The sequence below is a fragment of the Haematospirillum sp. H4485 genome (assembly GCF_012102745.1).
Classification (GTDB): Bacteria; Pseudomonadota; Alphaproteobacteria; order Rhodospirillales; family Rhodospirillaceae; genus Haematospirillum.
The window spans coordinates 65,499-83,186 of the sequence record NZ_JAAVSY010000007.1; the positions used below are offsets into that span (position 1 = coordinate 65,499).

General features: G+C 55.2%; 15 protein-coding genes and 1 other RNA gene. 6 read left to right on the forward strand and 10 right to left on the reverse strand.

Features of this window, described 5'->3' with window-relative positions:
* Window positions 1-23 precede the first annotated feature (23 nt).
* Complete coding sequence (thrC, locus tag HEQ61_RS06830) at window positions 24-1,427, reverse strand: threonine synthase (protein ID WP_168020162.1); 1,404 nt, start codon at window positions 1,425-1,427, stop codon at window positions 24-26.
* 535 nt (window positions 1,428-1,962) lie between these two features.
* Here thrC and HEQ61_RS06835 point away from each other — a divergent pair.
* On the forward strand, window positions 1,963-3,654 hold the full coding sequence (locus tag HEQ61_RS06835) for a BCCT family transporter (RefSeq protein WP_168020164.1): 1,692 nt from the start codon (window positions 1,963-1,965) through the stop codon (window positions 3,652-3,654).
* A gap of 45 nt (window positions 3,655-3,699) precedes the next feature.
* A complete protein-coding gene (locus HEQ61_RS06840) occupies window positions 3,700-4,425 on the forward strand; it encodes an SDR family NAD(P)-dependent oxidoreductase (protein ID WP_168020165.1) in 726 nt (241 codons plus the stop codon).
* Here the strand turns inward: HEQ61_RS06840 and HEQ61_RS06845 are convergent.
* From HEQ61_RS06845 to HEQ61_RS11510, 8 genes are all read right to left on the reverse strand, one after another.
* Window positions 4,398-5,945 (reverse strand): YifB family Mg chelatase-like AAA ATPase, encoded by a 1,548-nt coding sequence (locus tag HEQ61_RS06845; protein WP_168020166.1) that lies wholly within the window; start codon window positions 5,943-5,945, stop codon window positions 4,398-4,400. The two genes, HEQ61_RS06840 and HEQ61_RS06845, sit on opposite strands and share 28 nt — an antisense overlap.
* A gap of 177 nt (window positions 5,946-6,122) precedes the next feature.
* Entirely contained in the window at window positions 6,123-6,965 is an 843-nt protein-coding gene (locus tag HEQ61_RS06850; protein ID WP_168020167.1) for an OmpA family protein, read from the reverse strand.
* A 285-nt stretch (window positions 6,966-7,250) separates the two neighbouring features.
* Entirely contained in the window at window positions 7,251-7,766 is a 516-nt protein-coding gene (locus HEQ61_RS06855) for a cold-shock protein (protein WP_168020168.1), read from the reverse strand.
* 376 nt (window positions 7,767-8,142) lie between these two features.
* Complete coding sequence (recR, locus tag HEQ61_RS06860; RefSeq protein WP_168020218.1) at window positions 8,143-8,736, reverse strand: recombination mediator RecR; 594 nt, start codon at window positions 8,734-8,736, stop codon at window positions 8,143-8,145.
* 20 nt (window positions 8,737-8,756) lie between these two features.
* Complete coding sequence (locus HEQ61_RS06865) at window positions 8,757-9,080, reverse strand: YbaB/EbfC family nucleoid-associated protein (protein ID WP_168020169.1); 324 nt, start codon at window positions 9,078-9,080, stop codon at window positions 8,757-8,759.
* A 16-nt stretch (window positions 9,081-9,096) separates the two neighbouring features.
* Entirely contained in the window at window positions 9,097-10,884 is a 1,788-nt protein-coding gene (locus tag HEQ61_RS06870; protein ID WP_168020170.1) for a DNA polymerase III subunit gamma/tau, read from the reverse strand.
* 51 nt (window positions 10,885-10,935) lie between these two features.
* Window positions 10,936-11,033: signal recognition particle sRNA small type (gene ffs / locus HEQ61_RS06875), an RNA gene on the reverse strand.
* 111 nt (window positions 11,034-11,144) lie between these two features.
* Complete coding sequence (locus HEQ61_RS11510; RefSeq protein ID WP_168020171.1) at window positions 11,145-12,545, reverse strand: PAS domain-containing protein; 1,401 nt, start codon at window positions 12,543-12,545, stop codon at window positions 11,145-11,147.
* A gap of 158 nt (window positions 12,546-12,703) precedes the next feature.
* On the opposite strand from HEQ61_RS11510, the gene HEQ61_RS06885 reads away from it, so the two are divergent.
* Window positions 12,704-13,486: a substrate-binding periplasmic protein gene (locus tag HEQ61_RS06885; protein WP_168020172.1), complete on the forward strand. Its 783-nt coding sequence runs from the start codon at window positions 12,704-12,706 to the stop codon at window positions 13,484-13,486.
* A 25-nt stretch (window positions 13,487-13,511) separates the two neighbouring features.
* Here HEQ61_RS06885 and HEQ61_RS06890 read toward each other — a convergent pair whose 3' ends face one another.
* Entirely contained in the window at window positions 13,512-14,342 is an 831-nt protein-coding gene (locus HEQ61_RS06890) for a lipid-binding SYLF domain-containing protein (protein WP_168020173.1), read from the reverse strand.
* Window positions 14,343-14,723: 381 nt separating this feature from the next.
* Between HEQ61_RS06890 and HEQ61_RS06895 the strand changes: the two genes are divergently transcribed.
* Genes HEQ61_RS06895 through upp form a run of 3 tightly spaced genes read left to right on the forward strand, consistent with a single transcriptional unit; the run spans window position 14,724 to window position 17,666 of the window.
* The gene (locus tag HEQ61_RS06895; RefSeq protein ID WP_168020174.1) at window positions 14,724-15,752 is read left to right on the forward strand and encodes a hypothetical protein; all 1,029 of its coding nucleotides are present in this window, start codon (window positions 14,724-14,726) and stop codon (window positions 15,750-15,752) included.
* Between the two features lie 41 nt (window positions 15,753-15,793).
* Window positions 15,794-16,960, forward strand: a complete 1,167-nt coding sequence (locus HEQ61_RS06900) for an Acg family FMN-binding oxidoreductase (RefSeq protein ID WP_168020175.1) — start codon at window positions 15,794-15,796, stop codon at window positions 16,958-16,960.
* Window positions 16,961-17,015: 55 nt separating this feature from the next.
* Window positions 17,016-17,666 (forward strand): uracil phosphoribosyltransferase, encoded by a 651-nt coding sequence (upp, locus tag HEQ61_RS06905; RefSeq protein ID WP_066132859.1) that lies wholly within the window; start codon window positions 17,016-17,018, stop codon window positions 17,664-17,666.
* Window positions 17,667-17,688 lie beyond the last annotated feature (22 nt).

Sequence of the window (17,688 nt, forward strand, 5' to 3'; positions counted from 1 at the left end):
ACAAGAGGGTTTGTGTGGTTCTGTTAGGCATGGATGCGTGACCGTGCCGCGCGTACATAGGCCTCTACGGCATCGGCCTGACGGCTTATCCGCTCCATGCGTTCGGGCAGCTGGAGCAAGTCTTTCAGGTGATGGGGCAGGGCCGGTTCCACACCGCAGGCTGATCTTACCGCGTCAGGGAATTTGGCCGGGTGGGCTGTGCCAAGGCAAACAACCGGGGTGCCGTGCGTGCGCGATGCCTTTTGTCCAGCGGCAACGCCAATCGCGGTGTGTGGGTCAAGAAGCTCCCCGGTCAGGGTATGGATGCTGCGCATAACCCCCATGGTTTCCTGGTCATCAAGGCGCGTGGCCTCAAACAGTGTCCGTACCCGTTCAACGGTATGGGAGGGGGGCGAGCATGTGCCTTGTTCGCGGAACTGTTGCATCAATATTTTGATCGTGCCAGCGTCACGGTCGCAGAGATCAAACAGGAGCCGTTCCAGGTTTGATGAAATCTGGATATCCATCGAGGGGCTTATGGTCGGGACAACATCCTGAATGGAGAGGAAGCCGGTGTGGACAAAGCGGGTCAGGATATCATTGCGGTTTGAGCCAATAACAAGACGCTCGATCGGCAGGCCCATGCGTTGGGCAACGTAACCAGCAAAAACATTGCCAAAATTCCCGGTTGGTACGCTGAAGACAACCGGTCTGTCTGGTGCTCCCAATCGCAGGGCAGCCCAGAAATAATAGACCACCTGCGCCATGATCCGTGCCCAGTTGATGGAGTTCACGGCAGCCAAGCCAACGTCTTGACGAAAGGAAGGCGAAGCAAACAGAGCTTTTACAATATCCTGACAGTCATCGAACGTACCATCGACAGCCAGACAGTGAACATTGCGGCTTGTTACGGTCGTCATCTGGCGGCGCTGGACGTCAGAAACACGACCGTTCGGGAACAGGATGAAGATCTCGATGCTATTTCGGTCCCGGCATGCCTCTATGGCGGCTGACCCTGTATCGCCCGATGTCGCGCCAACGACGGTGATGGTTTGTCCTCGTTTGTCCAGAATATTGTCAAACAGGTGCCCCAGCATTTGCAGGGCATGATCCTTGAACGCAAGCGTTGGCCCGTGGAACAATTCCAGGAGCCACAGATCGGTATCCAGCTGTTTCAGTGGAGCAATGGCTTGATGGGTGAATGGTGCGTACGCGGCACGAACCAAGGGACGTAGATCCGCTTCGGTCAGGCTGCCTTCAGTGAAGAGCGACAGAATGTGAACCGCGAGATCTTCCCACGACAGGCCGCGCATGGCGCGTATATCAGCCGGGGACAGGGTGGGCCACGTTTCCGGTACATAAAGCCCTCCATCTTCGGCAAGGCCAGACAGCAGAACGTCGTCAAATCCAAGGACCGGAGCTTGGCCCCGTGTACTGACATATTTCACCGGATTGTCTCCACACTGGTGTACCGGATGCAGGGGGGCAGAGACTAGCGCCGGATGGGCCTGTCGGCAATGGGGCAGAGAGGAGGATCGAGTGTTTGCTGATTTATATGGAGCTTCCAATCTGGCTGATAATGTTCTTGTCGCCATATCAGTAATCGAATCGGGGCATTTGTATGTATATGCAGTGATCAGATTCTATATCAGGATGTCATGGTTCTATTGAGGTGAGTGGCCGATCTGAATAAAAATCCATGTTTATGTGGATATTTTATGCTCTTCTATGTTAATTATGGCTGTGTCTTCTTTCTAAAGAAGTACTTACTGGAGGCTTTTATCTAGGTCTCCATGGATCCTTGGGTCTATTTGTCTGTTGGCTTGACCCTTCTCTTCGGTGCCTTGTTGGCGTACCGGGATCCGCACAAACGTCCGGCTTGGTCGGTCATGGCGTCGGCACCTCCTCGGTGTCGTGCGGGCGATTGTTCGTCTGCATTCGTCTTTACGCAGAAATGACAACTGAACAAGAGGAACATGGTGTATGCGGCATGAAAAGATTGACCTGACAGACCGTGATGACCAGATCACGGAGACTGTCGAATCAATCCCTGAGCCAGAGGGTGAAACAGAAATTATCGAGACAGATTATACGGTGGGGCAGGATAATATAGCCCGCCAATGGACACTTGAGTTTGATTTTCACCATATTGTATTTACAGTATCAGCCTTGTCCGTTGTGTTTTTTACCTTCATTACTCTGGCCCTCCAGAATGATATAGAGCCTGTTTTTGTTGCGATACGAGATGCGATGACGTCCCGTCTTGGGCCGTTCTTCCTGTTTTCGGGCAATATTCTGGTTGTGCTTTGCCTGGTGCTCGTCGTGTCTCCGCTTGGGAAGGTGCGGCTGGGAGGGCCGGACGCAACGCCGGATTATGGCTATATCGGCTGGTTTGCCATGCTCTTTGCTGCGGGTATGGGCGTTGGCCTTATTTTCTTTGGTGTTGCCGAACCGATGACACACTTCTCGGCGTCTCTCGCTGGTGTCGGGTTGGGAGATGGTGGAGCAAGAATTGATACCGCCCCGTTGGGCGGAGCCTCTGGAGATGAGGCATTGGCGCGATCCTTGGCCATGGCGGCGACAATTTTCCACTGGGGTCTGCACCCATGGTCCATTTATGCTGTTGCTGCACTGGCGCTGGCCCTGTTTTCCTATAACAAGGGGCTTCCCCTGACACTGCGTTCTATTTTCTATCCCCTGATTGGAGAGAGAGTCTGGGGGTGGCCAGGGCATCTTGTCGATATTTTGGCTATTTTTTCGACGGTCTCCGGGTTGGCCGTGACTTTGGGTGTCGGGGCACAACAAATCGCGGCCGGCCTTGATTTTCTCATGGGTATTGGAACATCCAATGTGATGCTTGTCCTGCTGGTTATTGTCATTACCATGATTTCTGTCTGGTCGATCGTCAAAGGGCTGGATGGCGGCATTCGCAGGGCATCCGAGTACAGTATGCTTCTGGCCGTTATCTTCATGCTGTTTATTGTTGTTGCCGGTCCAACGGCGGATCTGATGTCAGGCTTTGTACAGAACGTGTTGGGATATGGGCAGTATATTTTTCCCCTGTCCGTTCCGTTCGGGCGTGAGGATACCGGATTTGTCGCATCCTGGACGGCTCCATACTGGGCATGGTGGATCAGCTGGTCGCCTTTTGTAGGAATGTTCATTGCGAGGATCAGCCGTGGCCGCACGGTGCGGGAGTTCCTGGTTGCGGTTCTGCTTATTCCGACCCTGCTGTCCGTTCTCTGGATGACGGCTCTGGGAGATACAGCCATAGCCCAGGTGGTGCACAACGACTTTACAGGGGCGCAGGATGCGGTGCTTGAAATCAAGCTGTTTGAAATGCTTGGTCAGTTGCCCCTGTCTGGTCTGGCCTCTGCCGTTGGTGTTGTCCTGATCATTCTGTTTTTCATTACATCGTCAGATTCCGGAAGTTTGGTGGTTGATACGATTGCTGCCGGTGGCAAGGTCAATGCACCGATTGTTCAAAGAGTTTTTTGGGCGTTGTTTGGTGGATTGGTTGCCATTGCCCTGTCTTTGGGCGGGGGGTTGGCTGCCTTGCAAGCCATGGTCCTGTGTACAGGGCTGCCGTTTGCTTTTGTCTTGATGGTGGCCTGTTATTCCATTGTACTGGGCTTGGTGAATGAGCGTAGGGTCGGTGCTTCCCCAGGTGATTGAGCTGCGGATGCCGGTGACTTTCCCTGTACAGGAGGTGTCGTTCCAGTGGTCTCTGCCCGGGATTGTGATTGCAGTGCAGATCATACCGGCATTGCCGTTGTTATTGGTGCGTCGGGAGCTATCGGTCATGCTGTGTCCGAACACTTGTCAGCAACGGAGGCTTTTGAGTCTGTCATTGGGCTATCGCGTTCCGGTTCTGATTCCCTTGATCTGTTGTCTGAAGACAGTATTGCCCGCTCTGCTGAACGGATTGCCAAGTCCGGAAAAGTGTTACGTTTGGTATTTGATGCCACAGGATTTCTGCACGGTGATGGAGTCAATCCGGAGAAAACGTGGCGCGATCTGAATCCGGTGGCTATGGCGCATGCTTTTGCCATCAACGCCATCGGTCCAGCTCTTTTGATGAAGCACTTTTTACCGCGTTTGCCCCGGCGTGGTCGTTCCGTTTTTGCAACCTTGTCAGCCAAGGTTGGCAGTATCGGCGACAACAAGCTGGGGGGATGGTACAGCTATCGTGCGTCCAAGGCGGCGCTGAACCAGCTGGTCAGAACCGCTTCAATCGAGTTGGCGCGAACGCATCCTGATGCCATATGTGTTGCCCTCCACCCGGGAACTGTTGCCAGCCGTCTGTCCGATCCTTTCCGCAAGGACGGACTGGATGTTGTTTCCCCGGACGAGGCTGCAGCCCGTCTTGTCAACGTCGTCTCTTCACTGGATGTATCGGCCTCGGGGCAATTCCTGGATTATCGCGGTTGTCCCTTGCCGTGGTAGGCTGTTGTGCGCACGGATCTCCAGGACAGGGCCTCGGCAATATGAACCGTGCTGACCGGGCCGCCGCCATCAAGGTCGGCCAAGGTTCTTGATACCCTGAGAAGACGGTTCCAGCCTCGTGCTGACAGATGCAGTTGGTTTGCAGCTTTTTCCAGCAGGGCGCGGCCAGCATCATCCGGTTGCGCAACGGATTCCAGAATTCGGCCATCAGCCTGTGCGTTGGTGCGAATGTGCTGGTCCGGGCACAGGCTCCTGTATCGCTTCTCCTGCAAGGTTCGGGCCGCTGCAACGCGCCCTGCGATACAGGCTGACGTTTCTCCTTCCGGTGCTCGTGCCAGATCTGCGGGGGGTACGGACGGAACATCGACGTGCAGGTCGATACGGTCCATCAGGGGGCCAGACAGCTTGTTCCGGTAGTCATCCCCACAGCGTGGCGCTTTCGAGCAGGCCATGGATGGTTCTGTCAAGTAGCCGCAGCGGCATGGATTCATCGCAGAAACAAGCTGTACGCGGGCGGGGTAGGACACGTGGTTGTTGGCCCGGCTTATAACAGCGTGCCCGGTTTCCAGGGGTTGGCGCAGGGCTTCCAGTGTTGCGCGTGGAAATTCAGGTAGTTCGTCCAGAAACAGGATGCCATTGTGGGCAAGGCTGATATCACCGGGACGTGCCCGCAATCCACCCCCAATCAGGGCAGCCACACTGGCAGAATGATGGGGATCGCGATACGGGCGTGTGGTTATCAAGGCGCCTTCTGGTAACGTGCCGGCAATGGAGTGAACCATGCTGACCTCCAATGCTTCCTGTGCAGACAAGGGGGGCAGTAATCCCGGCAGGCGCCGTGCCAGCATGGATTTCCCGGAACCAGGTGGGCCGCTCATCAGCAGGTTGTGTCCACCGGCGGCAGCGACTTCCAGGGCGCGGCGTGCGCTTTCCTGCCCCCTGACGTCGGCCATGTCATGTGGGTATGCAATTTGTGTGGCAGATTTTGCTTCCGGTGGGGTCAGGATCACATCCCCGCGGAAATGATTGATCAGCGCCAGCAGGGAAGGGGCGGCCAGAATATCCTGTCGTGCTCCGGCCCAAGCGGCCTCACCGCCTTGTGCTGCGGGGCAAATAAGCCCGCGTTCGGTACCACAGGCAAAGAAGGCTGCTGGCAGAACGCCAGAAACGGGCGCCACGGATCCATCCAGTCCTAGCTCGCCAAGAACAACGAAATGTTCCAGGTCTTCCTGGGGCAAGATTCCCATGGCAGCTAAAACCGCGCATGCAACAGGAAGATCGAAGTGGCTTCCTTCTTTTGTCATATCAGCCGGGGCAAGATTGACAGTTATACGTTTGGGAGGCAGGGCCAAGCCTATAGCCCCCAGTGCGGATCGGACCCGTTCCCGGCTTTCGCCTACGGCTTTGTCGGGAAGTCCGACAATGGTGAAGGCGGGAAGACCGCTTGCGATGGATACCTGCACTTCAATTGGAACTGTTTCGATGCCCTGGAAGGCTACCGTATAAACGCGCGCTATCATCTTGGGTTGATTATTTTCCGTGTAATGTCTTTTGCAGGATACAGAAGCCCGGCTCTTTCGAAAGGAAAAAATGAACAGCGCCCGTCTTGCCAACGGGCGCTGTCTGGAACACTGGCTTGGCCGTATTGCTAATGTCTCCGAGGAGTGCAAAAGGTCGTGCCAAAAGACCTTGTGTGATTATGGAGCTGCCTTGATGTGGATCTCAACCCTTCTGTTCCGGGCTTCGGATGCTTTGTCAGGCGTCTGGATCATGGGATGCTCCTCGCCATAAGCCTCCAGGATCATGGCCGCAGGACTGACGCCCAGATGCGACAGGGTATTGGCAACGCGTTCTGCCCGCTTCTGGGACAGCTCCATATTGATATGTTCTTTGCCGGTGGTGTCGGTATGGCCGGCAATCATCAGCGTTGATGATTTGCGTGCTTTCCAGGCCGCTGCAACATCCTGAAGCACCTTCATGGCTTGTGCATCCAGGTGTGTTGAGCTGGTGATAAAGTGGACTATGAATGCATCCTGTGCCTGTCGGGCCGGCTTTAAAGACGATCCTTTTCGCAGTTCGGCCATCGTGTCTTCAAATACTTTTCGACAGGCCGCGATATCATCTGGCTGATGCCCTTCTTCTTGTTCCTGCATCCAGCAATCAAAGCCCGCTGCTTGGGCCCGTGCAGCCTTGACCGGCATGGTGTCGCGTGCCCCGGCATCCAGGACGGCTATCAACGCATTGCGTGCTGCCCGTAATTCGTTAGCAGCCTCCGGAGTCAGGTCACGCTCCTCGATCGCCTGGGGAAGGATGATGTCTCCCCTGGCTGCGGCTTCTGCTCGTCGCAGGAAGTAAGCTGTATCTGTCCAATCGTATTCTGCTTTTTCGGCTGCTGCCAACTCGACATATTCGGTGTGGAGGACACGCGTGAAGGCATTTCCCTGTAGAGGGAGGGTTTTTGTACCCTCCACATCCCACTGATCTGCGCACGCACCCAAGAGAGCAACAGCCGAAACCACCAACATCAACTTCTTGAACATTGTCCGGGATTCCTCATCGGCATTATGAAACACACCAGAGCATCAAGCCGCGCCATGGACAGTCACGAAGGCATTGACCCGTTTTTGTATTCTTGTTGCTCCAGACCCCCGGACTGATGTGCCGATATGTAGACCGGAGAACACAGCCGGGTATTGATCGCTACAGTATCGTTTTTCAGGCAATCGCGACAGATCTTTCATGAGACGCGACTGTACGATTATACTGGAGTTGCTAAAAAAAACGCGGCCTTTGCGACCGCGTTTTTCTCAGTATAACCGGATGGGTTACTGAATAAGTTCGACGTCTTCTGCCATCGGCCCTTTTTTGCCCATGCGAATGTTCAAGCGAACCCGCTGCCCACTTTCCAGGTTCTGCAGCCTGGAACGGCTCAGGGAGCCTATGCCGATGAATACATCCTTCCCGCCGGAATCAGGGGTGACAAAGCCAAACCCTTTTTCTGCACTGAAGAACTTGACGATGCCTTCGATTGTTTCTTCAGCCCCGTCGGAGTAGCCACCGCCGCCACCGTCGTTGGACAGAACGGCATTGGTCGTGTCAACGCTCAGGATCTGTGAGACTTGGGGACCTTTTGGTCCTTGTTCCAGGTCACAGACAATCTCGGCGCCTTGATCGATGGCGCCAAGCCCGGCCCGCTGGAGAACAGAGATGTGAAGGAAGGCGTCCGATGAGCCATCCTGGGGCGCAACAAAGCCAAAGCCCTTGGATGCATTGAACCACTTGACAGTAGCCGTAATTCCCGACTGCAGCGGGTTGGACGGCCGGAAGGACCGGGTATTCATAGCGAACAGAAAACCTTTGAGAAGGGTAATAACCAAGGTAATGGATACCTTATTTTTCTTCTCTCTCCAAGCTTAATGAATCGGGAAATGCATCTTTTTTTTTGCATCAGGACATATTTGTGGGTGGGATACGATGATAAGAAACAGAATAAGCGTAACCACACCAACATAAAAACATTGTGTATGGAATAATAATGGTTATTTCTATCAAATAATTACTCGATTCCCCCGTATCTGTACTCTTCCCTGTAGCGCATCGTACGCCCTGTTTCCTTGCTCCGCCTGATCTCTTCTTTCCAAGCTTGCTGGAGGGATCTTGCCCTGAAGTGAGTAGGAGTAAAGTCATGGGAGAGAGGGGTTTCGGATGGCACGGGTTTTACATGGGACGGCGTGCCTTTAACGCCTGTACTAAAGTACCGTCATCCAGCCAGTTCAGCTCTCCGCCTACAGGTACACCGCGTGCCAAGCCAGATGTTGCAATCGGAAGGGGGCGCAGTGTATCGGCGATATAGTGTGCTGTTGTTTGCCCATCCAGTGTCGCGGGAAGTGCCAAGATAACTTCTTGCACTTCTTTTCTCTGGATTCGCTCCGTCAGCCCGCTCAGCCTCAAGTCTTCGGGGCCTGTCCCGTTTACGGCGGACAAAAGTCCCCCCAGCACGTGATAATGCCCGGAAAAGGCCCCGGACCGTTCCAGCGCCCACAGGTCGTCTACGTGCTCCACCACGCAAATAACAGATGGGTCACGCCTGTGGTCTTCGCACAGTGAACAGGGGGCCTGTATATCCAGATTACCGCATTCCGGGCACATGCATACGGCACGCTCCACCTCTTGCAGTGCTGCAACAAGGGGAGCCAGAACTGTCTCCCGGCGTCGCAGAAGGTGCAGAACCACACGCCGCGCCGACCTTGGCCCAAGGCCGGGAAGGCGAGCCACAAGTCGTGTCAGGCGTTCGATGGGGTTGCTCACAATGGGCGAATATCCTGTCTGTTTCAGAACGGCAGCTTCATGCCGGCAGGCAGGTTCAGGCCCCCGGTTACTTTCTGCATTTCCTCGCGCATGGCTTGTTCAACCTTCTGGCGGGCATCATTATGTGCAGCCAGTACTAAATCTTCCAGAACGCCCTTGTCGTCTGGGTCAATCGCAGCAGGATCGATCACAATGCGGCGCATGTCGCCTTTGCCGTTCAGGGTCAGTTGGACCATGCCCCCGCCAGAGACGCCCGTGACTTCCATCTCTTCCAGCTTGGCTTGCACTTCGGCCATTTTTTGCTGCATCATCTGGGCCTGTTTCATCAGGCCGCCAAGATTTTTCATAACTCTTAACTCCGTTTCAGGATTCCGGTTGTGCCGGGTTCCCAGTGTCATCAGCCGTTGGTGTGGCAGGAAGATCACGAACCGTGCCGATGCTGGCTGTCGGGAATGTTTCCAGGGTCGCCCGAACCAATGGATCTGCACGCACGCCGGTCATGGTTTTTTCAAACAGCGTCGGTTCACCGGCCTCCCTCGAGATGCTGATGACCCACCGCATGCCCGTCCATTCTCCCAAGCAGCGGGCCAGTTTTCCTGCCAAGTCTGAAGGTGTCTCGTCTTCCGGTCGGAATTCCAGGCGCCCGGGTTCGTAAAACACAGGGTGCACCGTGTGCTCAAGGTGATACCCCAGTATAGCCTCGCGTTTTGCAGCAACCAAAGCAACCATCTTCTCAAATGTTTCAGGTCCGGTCGCCGCTACGGACTTTACACTGGCAACAGGCGTACAGTCCTCCTGTACAGGGTCTGCCTTTAGCGCGGTCTGTGTACTATACGGGGCATGAGGTGTCGGCCTGGTTTGATCCCCTGCGCTTCTCAAGGGTTCCGGTGCCGGCTGTCGCGGGGAGGGTACGGTTGGGGAAGCTTGGGCAGGGCTGGAAGCTTTGTCTGGTGTGGATTGTAGTTTGGCAATGACATCGGCTGGTGCAGGTAAGTCAGCCGCATAAGCCATGCGGATGATCCCCATTTCCAGGGCCTGAAGCGGTTGTGCTGCTGTTCGGACCTCCGCATGGATTTTCAACAGCATCTGCCATGTGCGGGTCAACACCCCCATTGACAGACGTGACGCCATATCGGTTCCGCGCTTGGCCATATCCGCCGGGACAGTATGATCAGCTGGTGCGTTGGGCGTTGCTTTCAGGCGTGTCAGCCAGTGCGTTAACCCCTGCATGTCTTCCAGCATGACGGCAGGGTCTGCCCCTGCCGCATAGTACGCCTGTACAGCCTCCAGTGCATGTGGCAGATTCCCCTCCAGTACGATTTCCAGAAGGTCCAGGGTCTGCCCGCGGTCTGCGAGGCCCAGCATGTCGCGGACCTGTCGGGCATGGATACTGGAACCGCAGTGGGCGATAGACCTGTCCAGCAGGGACAAGCCGTCCCGCACGCTGCCATCCGCGGCCCGGGCAATGAGTGCCAAGGCTTCGTCATCTACAGTGACTCCTTCAAGCCCGGCAATACGCTGGAAGTGTGCGGAAAGTGTCTCAACGTCAATCCGCCTCAAGTCAAACCGCTGGCAACGTGACAGAACCGTTACAGGAACCTTGCGAATTTCCGTGGTGGCAAAGATGAACTTGACGTGGGCAGGGGGCTCTTCAAGGGTTTTCAACAGGGCATTGAACGCTGCCCCGGACAGCATATGGACTTCATCAATGATATAGATTCTATAGCGTGCACTGGCGGGGCGATAGCGGACCCCTTCCAGTATATCCCGCATATCCCCGACGCCGGTCCGGCTTGCGGCATCCATTTCCGTGACGTCAACATGGCGATCGGCTGCAATGGCCTGACAGTGCGTGCATAGACCGCAAGGGGTCACAGTTGGTCCGGTGTTGCCATCCGGTCCTATGCAGTTCAGAGCCCGTGCAATGATCCGCGCTGTTGTCGTTTTTCCGACACCGCGCACGCCGGTCAGCATCCAAGCCTGTGCCAGGCGGTTGGTTGCGATTGCATTGGAAAGGGTTTTGACCAGCACATCTTGCCCAATCAGGCCCGATAAATCAGTCGGTCGGTACTTGCGTGCCAGAACCCTGTATTCCTGTGCGGTCCCGGTGGTTTGTGCCGGATCCGGATCTGGACAGGATACATCGGTCATCCGACGGAACTCGCTCTTGATTATGCCTGGGAAGCAGAGGACAGAAATAAGGCGGAAGACTGGACAACGACCCGAACCGGAAACTCGTTGGGGCTGCTTCCTTCCGGACCTGACCCGGTTGGCGAGGGGTTCGTCCGCCGCCAGTCTTCCGTGCGCACTATATCAGTGGAAAGGGGCTGCAACGCAAGCATCTATTTTGCAGTCCCTGTTTTCTTCCTGTCTGGCAGGCAGTTGCTTGAGGCATGGTGGTGTCGGGTTATTCAGTCGGACGTCACCAAAGAGGCGTCGCCTGCATCTTGATCTGTAACAAGGAACTGAATACACACATAGCAGGCTATTCTTCCCCTGCTGTCATGAACAGCAGAAATGGTTGTATCGACACGACGGCTCTCTCCGCTCCGCGTCCTGTTGATAAGCTCACCATGCCAAATTTTTCCGGCAGTAATGGTATTCCACATGTTTTTATAGACGTGGTCCGCTACTTTTCCGCTTTTCAGAAAGCGTGGGTTGCGTCCTTCCACGTTTGCCAAGGTGTACTCAAATATATCTGCAAAGTACTGATTTGCATACAGTATAGCCCCATCCGAGCTTGTGATCATAAGGGCAGCAGGGCTTTGCTCCATAGCTTGGGCAACCAGGCGAATGCGTTCTCCGAGGGCGTATTGGTTTCTGACATCCAGTGTCAGGAAGATGAACAGGAGACCTATCCCAAGCGGTGTCAGAACCATTGAGACCAGCAAGAGGTGGTTGTTGAGCAGCCATGCTGCCTGGATGTCTTCCTGTACGGCTGTCAGAACAAAAGACAGGGGATAAACATCTGAAAGTCTCTTCACATGCCGGCCGGATTTATGGCCCAAGAGGGATGGTTTTTCAGTGATGCTCGCACCTGTGGCTCCTGATTCTTGGCTTAGAATCCCACCAATGATTGCACTGCGGGACGGTGTTCCATTTTCAAGGTAAAGGGGCAAGGCAGCCAGAACCGGACCATCCAGACGGGCTATAACAGCCTCGCCATTGGGACCGGGGCGCGCGGCAGAAAGCATTTCCAGGAACCAGCCCGGGTTCATAGCTGCAATAACGTGACGTGAATCGGACGTATTCGTTTCGTCTTCCAACATGACGGGAATGACCCATGGGCCATCAGCTGTTGTTGAGGATAGATCAATCGGAATCGAGCCAACACCGATATAGCGGCCACTGCTGGCCCGCCCGATTCTCAGGCGGCTCCCCAAGCTCAATGGCCCGCTTTGCTCCAGCCCATATACCTTCGGAGACAGTCTTTGTCCCGCTGAAAGCGGGTTGGCCGAGTCAGCCAGAATGGTGTTGCGACCATCAATGATCAGAACCTGTCGGATGTGGGGAGATGACTGAAGGCTTTCTGATACAAGGCGATGCAGCAAGGGAGATGGATTTTGTATGGAGGAAGAGAGGGCTTCCCTGGCACCGGACTGTACATATGTAAGTATGACGTCAACGGAGCCAACGGCGTGGGTAATGGATCGTTCAAGGAGTACAGCCGATGTTTCGAGAGCATTCTGAACCGAAGATTCACTCTGGGAATGGCTGTTCCAGAGAACGTATGCGGAGACCATGCAGGACAGCAAGACGGCAATGCCGCCAATCCAGATGACCGTTCTTCCCGCGTAAGTTGATCTGGTCACGGATATTTCACCCAGTTCAAGCTTGGCGGCAGGCAAAAGCAGTTTGCATGCTTGTGGACTGTATTGCAGGGATGGATGGTTCTCAAAGACCACTGTATCAGGTTGGTCTGGTTTGACATTATTGGTTCAGGACAGTCATCCTTCGGAGGGATTTTCGCGTGTCTGCATCCTGGCCCTGCCGTTTTTTCTGCCTGCTGGCCTTGGCTTTTGTTTGGCTGGCCGAGAGCTCCTCCGTAGTGGCTGCCAACAGTCGCCTTGAAACCATTCTTGCCAAGGGCGTTCTCCACGCTTGTGGTGTATCTGAATACCATCAAGCTGGGCAGCCTGATCGCGATGTCGCCTTGTCCCGTGCCCTTGCTGCCGATCTGGGCGTGGAATTCCGCCACGTGGATAGCACGCCTTCTTCGTTGAGGCAGGATGTTCACAGTGGTCGCTGCGATATCGTTGCTGGAGTAGCGATGACCGGGAGAGAGCCTGGTTTTCAGCTTTCCAATCCATACCGAACTGGTCAGATTTACGCCATTGCCAGAACCCTTGATCCTGGAATCGGGAGCTGGTCTGACCTTGACAGCCAAGATCGTGTTGTCCTTGTCCAGGCCGGCAATGGCTTGTCTGCCTTGGTCAGGGTAGCGCTGCCGCATGCCGAGATTCTGGAAGTTGATAACAGCCACAGAGGTGAGCACGAGGTGCGAGCCGGGAGGGCCGATGCGTTGATTGTTGATGATGAATCTTTGGTCGGAACAATGAACGAAGCGGGTTGGGCCTGCACTCTCAGGCCGTTGATGCCGATGGTCACGTTTCCGTATGCTTTTGGTGTTCCTGCAGATGATGCCGTATGGTTGGGGCACATCAACACCTTTTTGGGCTCTACCCTTGCAGGCGACGATCCGGAGAATGTGCCAGTCAGGAAGCGTGTGTCCCGGGACGTTGCCCGCCGTTGATATTGCCGGGTCCATTCTGCGTGACCTAGTTCAAATCCTGTTTCTGGACAGGTGCCAAGCGCATCGGCTTATCTGCCGTTGATGTTTCCGGATAGGTTTGTTCTTCCATATCCTGATTGTGCGACATGCTCTCCGACTCCGTTGCGCTTATGCTTCCGGATGTTTCAGTGGTTGGAGCAACACGGAGCGCGCGGTACAGGGGCTCGGCTTCAGGCAATGGCCAGCGGCGCTGGAACAGAATATCTCTGTCATTTGCGGTCGCACCATAGATTGCAGTGTTCCAGTCTTCCCGCAAAGAAATAGCGGCACCTTCGATAGCGCCACCGCCGTATGCGCCCTGTGAATGTGCGTACGCGATGATATCCTGCTCTAAATTAGTTGTTGTTGCTGTTTCTATATTTGCGCCAAATGTGGCAACGCTGATTCCCGCCATGGCACCAAGTTTGAACTGGTCTGACAAAATGGATTCCAGTCCCTTTTCTGTCATGATCATCAAAATACTCTGGACGCGTTGTCCGCCAATTTGCAGCCCGATGCTGCCCCCGGCCATGGAATAAAAAGCAGGGGGAGAGAAGGTGCCTGCACTGTCACGAACGGTCAGGACACCATAGCCATAAGCCCCGCCCAGAATAAAGCCACCCTTGTAGAAAGACGGGATAACCATGACCGCGCGGGCCCGGGCCAGATAAGGATCCATATCCTTGCGAAAATTGTCGTCTGCTCTCACCTGCTCGACAACAGCAACCGCTTGTGCCAGAACAGCGCGGGCGTCGGCTGCATCGCCGGCACTGGCTGTAGAAACATGGGCCAGAAGAATGGCGGGGACAAGCAGCACCAAGCGTATCAGGCGGAACATGGTGTAAGGAATCTCCAGCAGAATCAGGTCGGGAAGCTTATAGCACAGGAGCTGTAGTGCCACTGTGTGATACGCGTTTCGGTCGTCATGAGCAATCGGATTGCGTTGTCGCCCCCTGTATTTTTGGTGGGACCCTGCGCTTGATGTCACACTTTCCCTGTAATTGATCACGATACATTGCTCCGTTCGGATGGTCCGGGATGCATGATGCCCGCATTGTAACGTGCGGATGTGCACGAAATATGGCCATATTTCGATTGCCTTGTAGGGCTCCTTACAGAAGGAAGTTAGAGCGTGTTTCGCGATTTATCTTTATTTTCGGCTTGTCTTTTTACGGTATGCCTTTCTGTTGCTGTAACACAACATGCAACGGCTATGCCGATGGCTTCGTTTCCCTGCAATAAGGCGCGTACGCCTTTTCAGCATCTTGTGTGTTCAGACCCCGTTCTTCTGGAGCTGGATGGTCGTATGGGCCACCATGACAAGGCGTGGCTCGACAGCACCGTGCAGAACTGTGGGATTCCGCAGCAGGGCGGTGCTCCTGGGGAGCGTGCCCGTTGGTCGATGGTGCCATGTTTGGTCAGCGCATACCGCCAGTACCTGGGTATCAACATGCCGTTACCGGGCGCTGTGGACGGGCTGGTAACAAGAGAATCCGGTCGAGGCTTCATTCATCCGTCGTGTATCTCGGTTTTGCTTGAGGATTACGACAAGGGACACCTTCTACCGTTCCCTGTTGCCGCTTGTAACCGCGGCTATTCCCATGTTGAGGTTCAGAGCCAGGTTCATGGCTGGCTGAGTGCTGATGCTGCAAAAGATGGAGACATGGCCTGGACGTCTTGGTCTGATGCGGGGGTTCTGCCTGATGGCCGTTGGGTTGCCGCTGTGAATCAAAGTGGCGGTGGAAACGGGTCTCTGGGGTCAGTCTGGGCTTTTGACCGGCATGAGCAATCAGGAGCAGGCGATGAAATTCTGAGTATTCAGCGGCTGTATGCGGGTGGAGATCGCTGTAACGGCGGTGTTGACAAGGCGGTTGTTGATCATTCCGGCATTCTTGTCTCTGTCAGTATTACGCCCGTTGGTTTGCTTCAGGCGATGGACAAGACCCTGACGGGTTTGGATGATCTTCCTGACTGTGCAGCCTGCTGCATCGGAACAGCTCGTTATCGTGTGCCTGTCGGCTCTGATGGGAAAGTTTCGGGAACTCCTGTGCTTGTCTCTCTGGGCTTGAACGAAGACAGGGACTACGGCGGGTCGTCTGTGCAGGCTACGTGCTTTGCGCGTACGGTGGAAGGCGCTGTGATCGGTTATGGCAAGACCTTGGATCCCGTTCGTATGCTTGGCGTTGTTGATGCCTTTATGGCATGCACCCGTGACCGTGGTGACCAGAGTGTTCAGCGACGCTTGTAATGTCTCTTGCCCCATTCCGGTATGGCAGGCACCATACCGGAATGGGTACATGTGCTACAGCCGCTTGTGATGTCATATCCCGCCGCCGGTTGTTGCGGTTGGCGGCGTCTGTGCCTGCATTGTTGTTATCAGCAGGGTGTGAATCCGATTCTGCTGGTACGGCGTACCTGGGGTGGCGTGGGCCACCGTCTGTCCCCGATATCCGGGTTCGTTTGGCGGGTTGGGCTTCTCTGGCACCCAGTTCCTATAATCTCCAGCCTTGGAAGATTGCTCTTGAAGGGGATGATGTCCTCTGGCTTCTGGCTGATGCGGATCGTGTTCCTTTTCGTGCGGATCCTGCCTTGCGACAGGCAACATTGGGGCAGGGTACATTCCTGGAACTTCTCGTGCTGGCGGCTGCTGCCGAGGGATGGGGCCCCGCGTTGTCGCTGTTCCCGGATGGTCCTTATGCCACACGTGATGACATGCGTCTGAAGCCTGTTGCCCGGGTTGCGCTGTCCCGTGATCCGGCTGTTCTGCCACCCCCCCTTTTTGCCGCAGTCCGTCAGCGCCGGACGTGTCGTGGTGCTTTTACGGGGCAGGCTATCAGTCGTTCGTCTCGTGATACCTTTCTGTCCGGTGCAGGTGCAGCCCGCGGGGTGTCCGTTGGCTGGATCGATCGTGGTTCAGGGCTCGAGCGCCTGAAGGGGCTGGTGATAGAAGCAATGCGCCTTGAAAGCATGAATGCGGATCTTGTTGCGGAGAAATCAACTTTTCTACGTTTGACCAAGGAAGAAGTTGCGGAATGCCGCGATGGTGTTGTGCCCTCCTCACCCCTGCCCGGCAGGGGTGTTCGTTTGTTCTATGGGCGACATGCCTTTTCTGAACCAGGTTCATGGCTGAACCGTTGGGCTTTCTCGCATGCTGTCAGTTATGTGGGAGAGGCAGACAGCTTTGTCTGGATTTCTACAGATGGCGACAGCCGCGATGATCAGATAAGGGCCGGTCGTGTTTATGCCAGACTTGATCTGGCTGCGGCTGCGCAAGGTCTGGCCATGCAGCCTTTCTCGGCTCCGCTTGGTGACTGGGATGGTGTGGCCGGTGTGTGTGATGACCTCCACGCACTTTTATCGATCCCCGGACGGCGTATACAGATGCTGGCCCGTGTCGGCTATGCAGATAGCGCATCCCCGACCCCACGTCGCAGCGTGGTTGAATTGATGATTTAGAATGAGAAAGTGTTATAAGCAGCGCCAGCCTTGCTATCACGACACAGAGGACCTCATGAAGCGCTCGGACGAGTTCCCGAACCTTTTCATCTGCGATCATCCGCTGATCCAGCACAAGCTGACCCATATGCGGGACGTTCAGACATCTACACGGACATTCCGTCAGTTGTTAAGAGAAATAGCCTTGTTGATGGGCTACGAGGTCACGCGTGACCTGCCACTGGCTTATGAGCGAATCAATACGCCTATGACACCCATGGATGCGCCGGTTATTGCAGGCCGGAAACTGGCTGTTGTTCCGATCCTGAGAGCTGGTAACGGAATGGCTGACGGCCTTCTTGAGCTGGTTCCCGGCGCACGTGTCGGTCATATTGGCTTGGCTCGTGATCATGATACCCACATGCCGGTCGAGTACCTCGTCAAGCTTCCCGACTGTGAAGGGCGGACCTTTATTCTGGTTGACCCCATGTTGGCGACGGGAAACTCGGCAGCCCATGCTGTTGATGTTCTTAATCGGCGCGGTATTCCCGACGAGCAGATTCTTTTCCTTGCGCTGGTTGCTGCGCCTGAAGGCATGCGCGCTTTCAACAAGAAGCATGCCGGTGTGCGTGTCTATGTTGCTGCCCTTGACGAACGTCTTGATGAACAGGCTTATATTCTACCCGGGCTGGGTGATGCCGGTGACCGCATGTTCGGAACCAAGTAACGCGCTTTCCCCGTAAGTTGGA

What these genes read in the sequence shown, in the direction of transcription:
- HEQ61_RS06835 (WP_168020164.1), top strand. Translation starts at nt 1,963, where the DNA reads ATGCGGCATGAAAAGATTGACCTGACAGACCGTGATGACCAGATCACG.
- HEQ61_RS06845 (WP_168020166.1), bottom strand. Translation starts at nt 5,945, where the DNA reads ATGATAGCGCGCGTTTATACGGTAGCCTTCCAGGGCATCGAAACAGTT.
- HEQ61_RS06850 (WP_168020167.1), bottom strand. Translation starts at nt 6,965, where the DNA reads ATGTTCAAGAAGTTGATGTTGGTGGTTTCGGCTGTTGCTCTCTTGGGT.
- HEQ61_RS06855 (WP_168020168.1), bottom strand. Translation starts at nt 7,766, where the DNA reads ATGAATACCCGGTCCTTCCGGCCGTCCAACCCGCTGCAGTCGGGAATT.
- HEQ61_RS06865 (WP_168020169.1), bottom strand. Translation starts at nt 9,080, where the DNA reads ATGAAAAATCTTGGCGGCCTGATGAAACAGGCCCAGATGATGCAGCAA.
- HEQ61_RS06870 (WP_168020170.1), bottom strand. Translation starts at nt 10,884, where the DNA reads ATGACCGATGTATCCTGTCCAGATCCGGATCCGGCACAAACCACCGGG.
- HEQ61_RS06890 (WP_168020173.1), bottom strand. Translation starts at nt 14,342, where the DNA reads ATGTTCCGCCTGATACGCTTGGTGCTGCTTGTCCCCGCCATTCTTCTG.
- HEQ61_RS06895 (WP_168020174.1), top strand. Translation starts at nt 14,724, where the DNA reads ATGGCTTCGTTTCCCTGCAATAAGGCGCGTACGCCTTTTCAGCATCTT.
- HEQ61_RS06900 (WP_168020175.1), top strand. Translation starts at nt 15,794, where the DNA reads ATGGGTACATGTGCTACAGCCGCTTGTGATGTCATATCCCGCCGCCGG.
- upp (WP_066132859.1), top strand. Translation starts at nt 17,016, where the DNA reads ATGAAGCGCTCGGACGAGTTCCCGAACCTTTTCATCTGCGATCATCCG.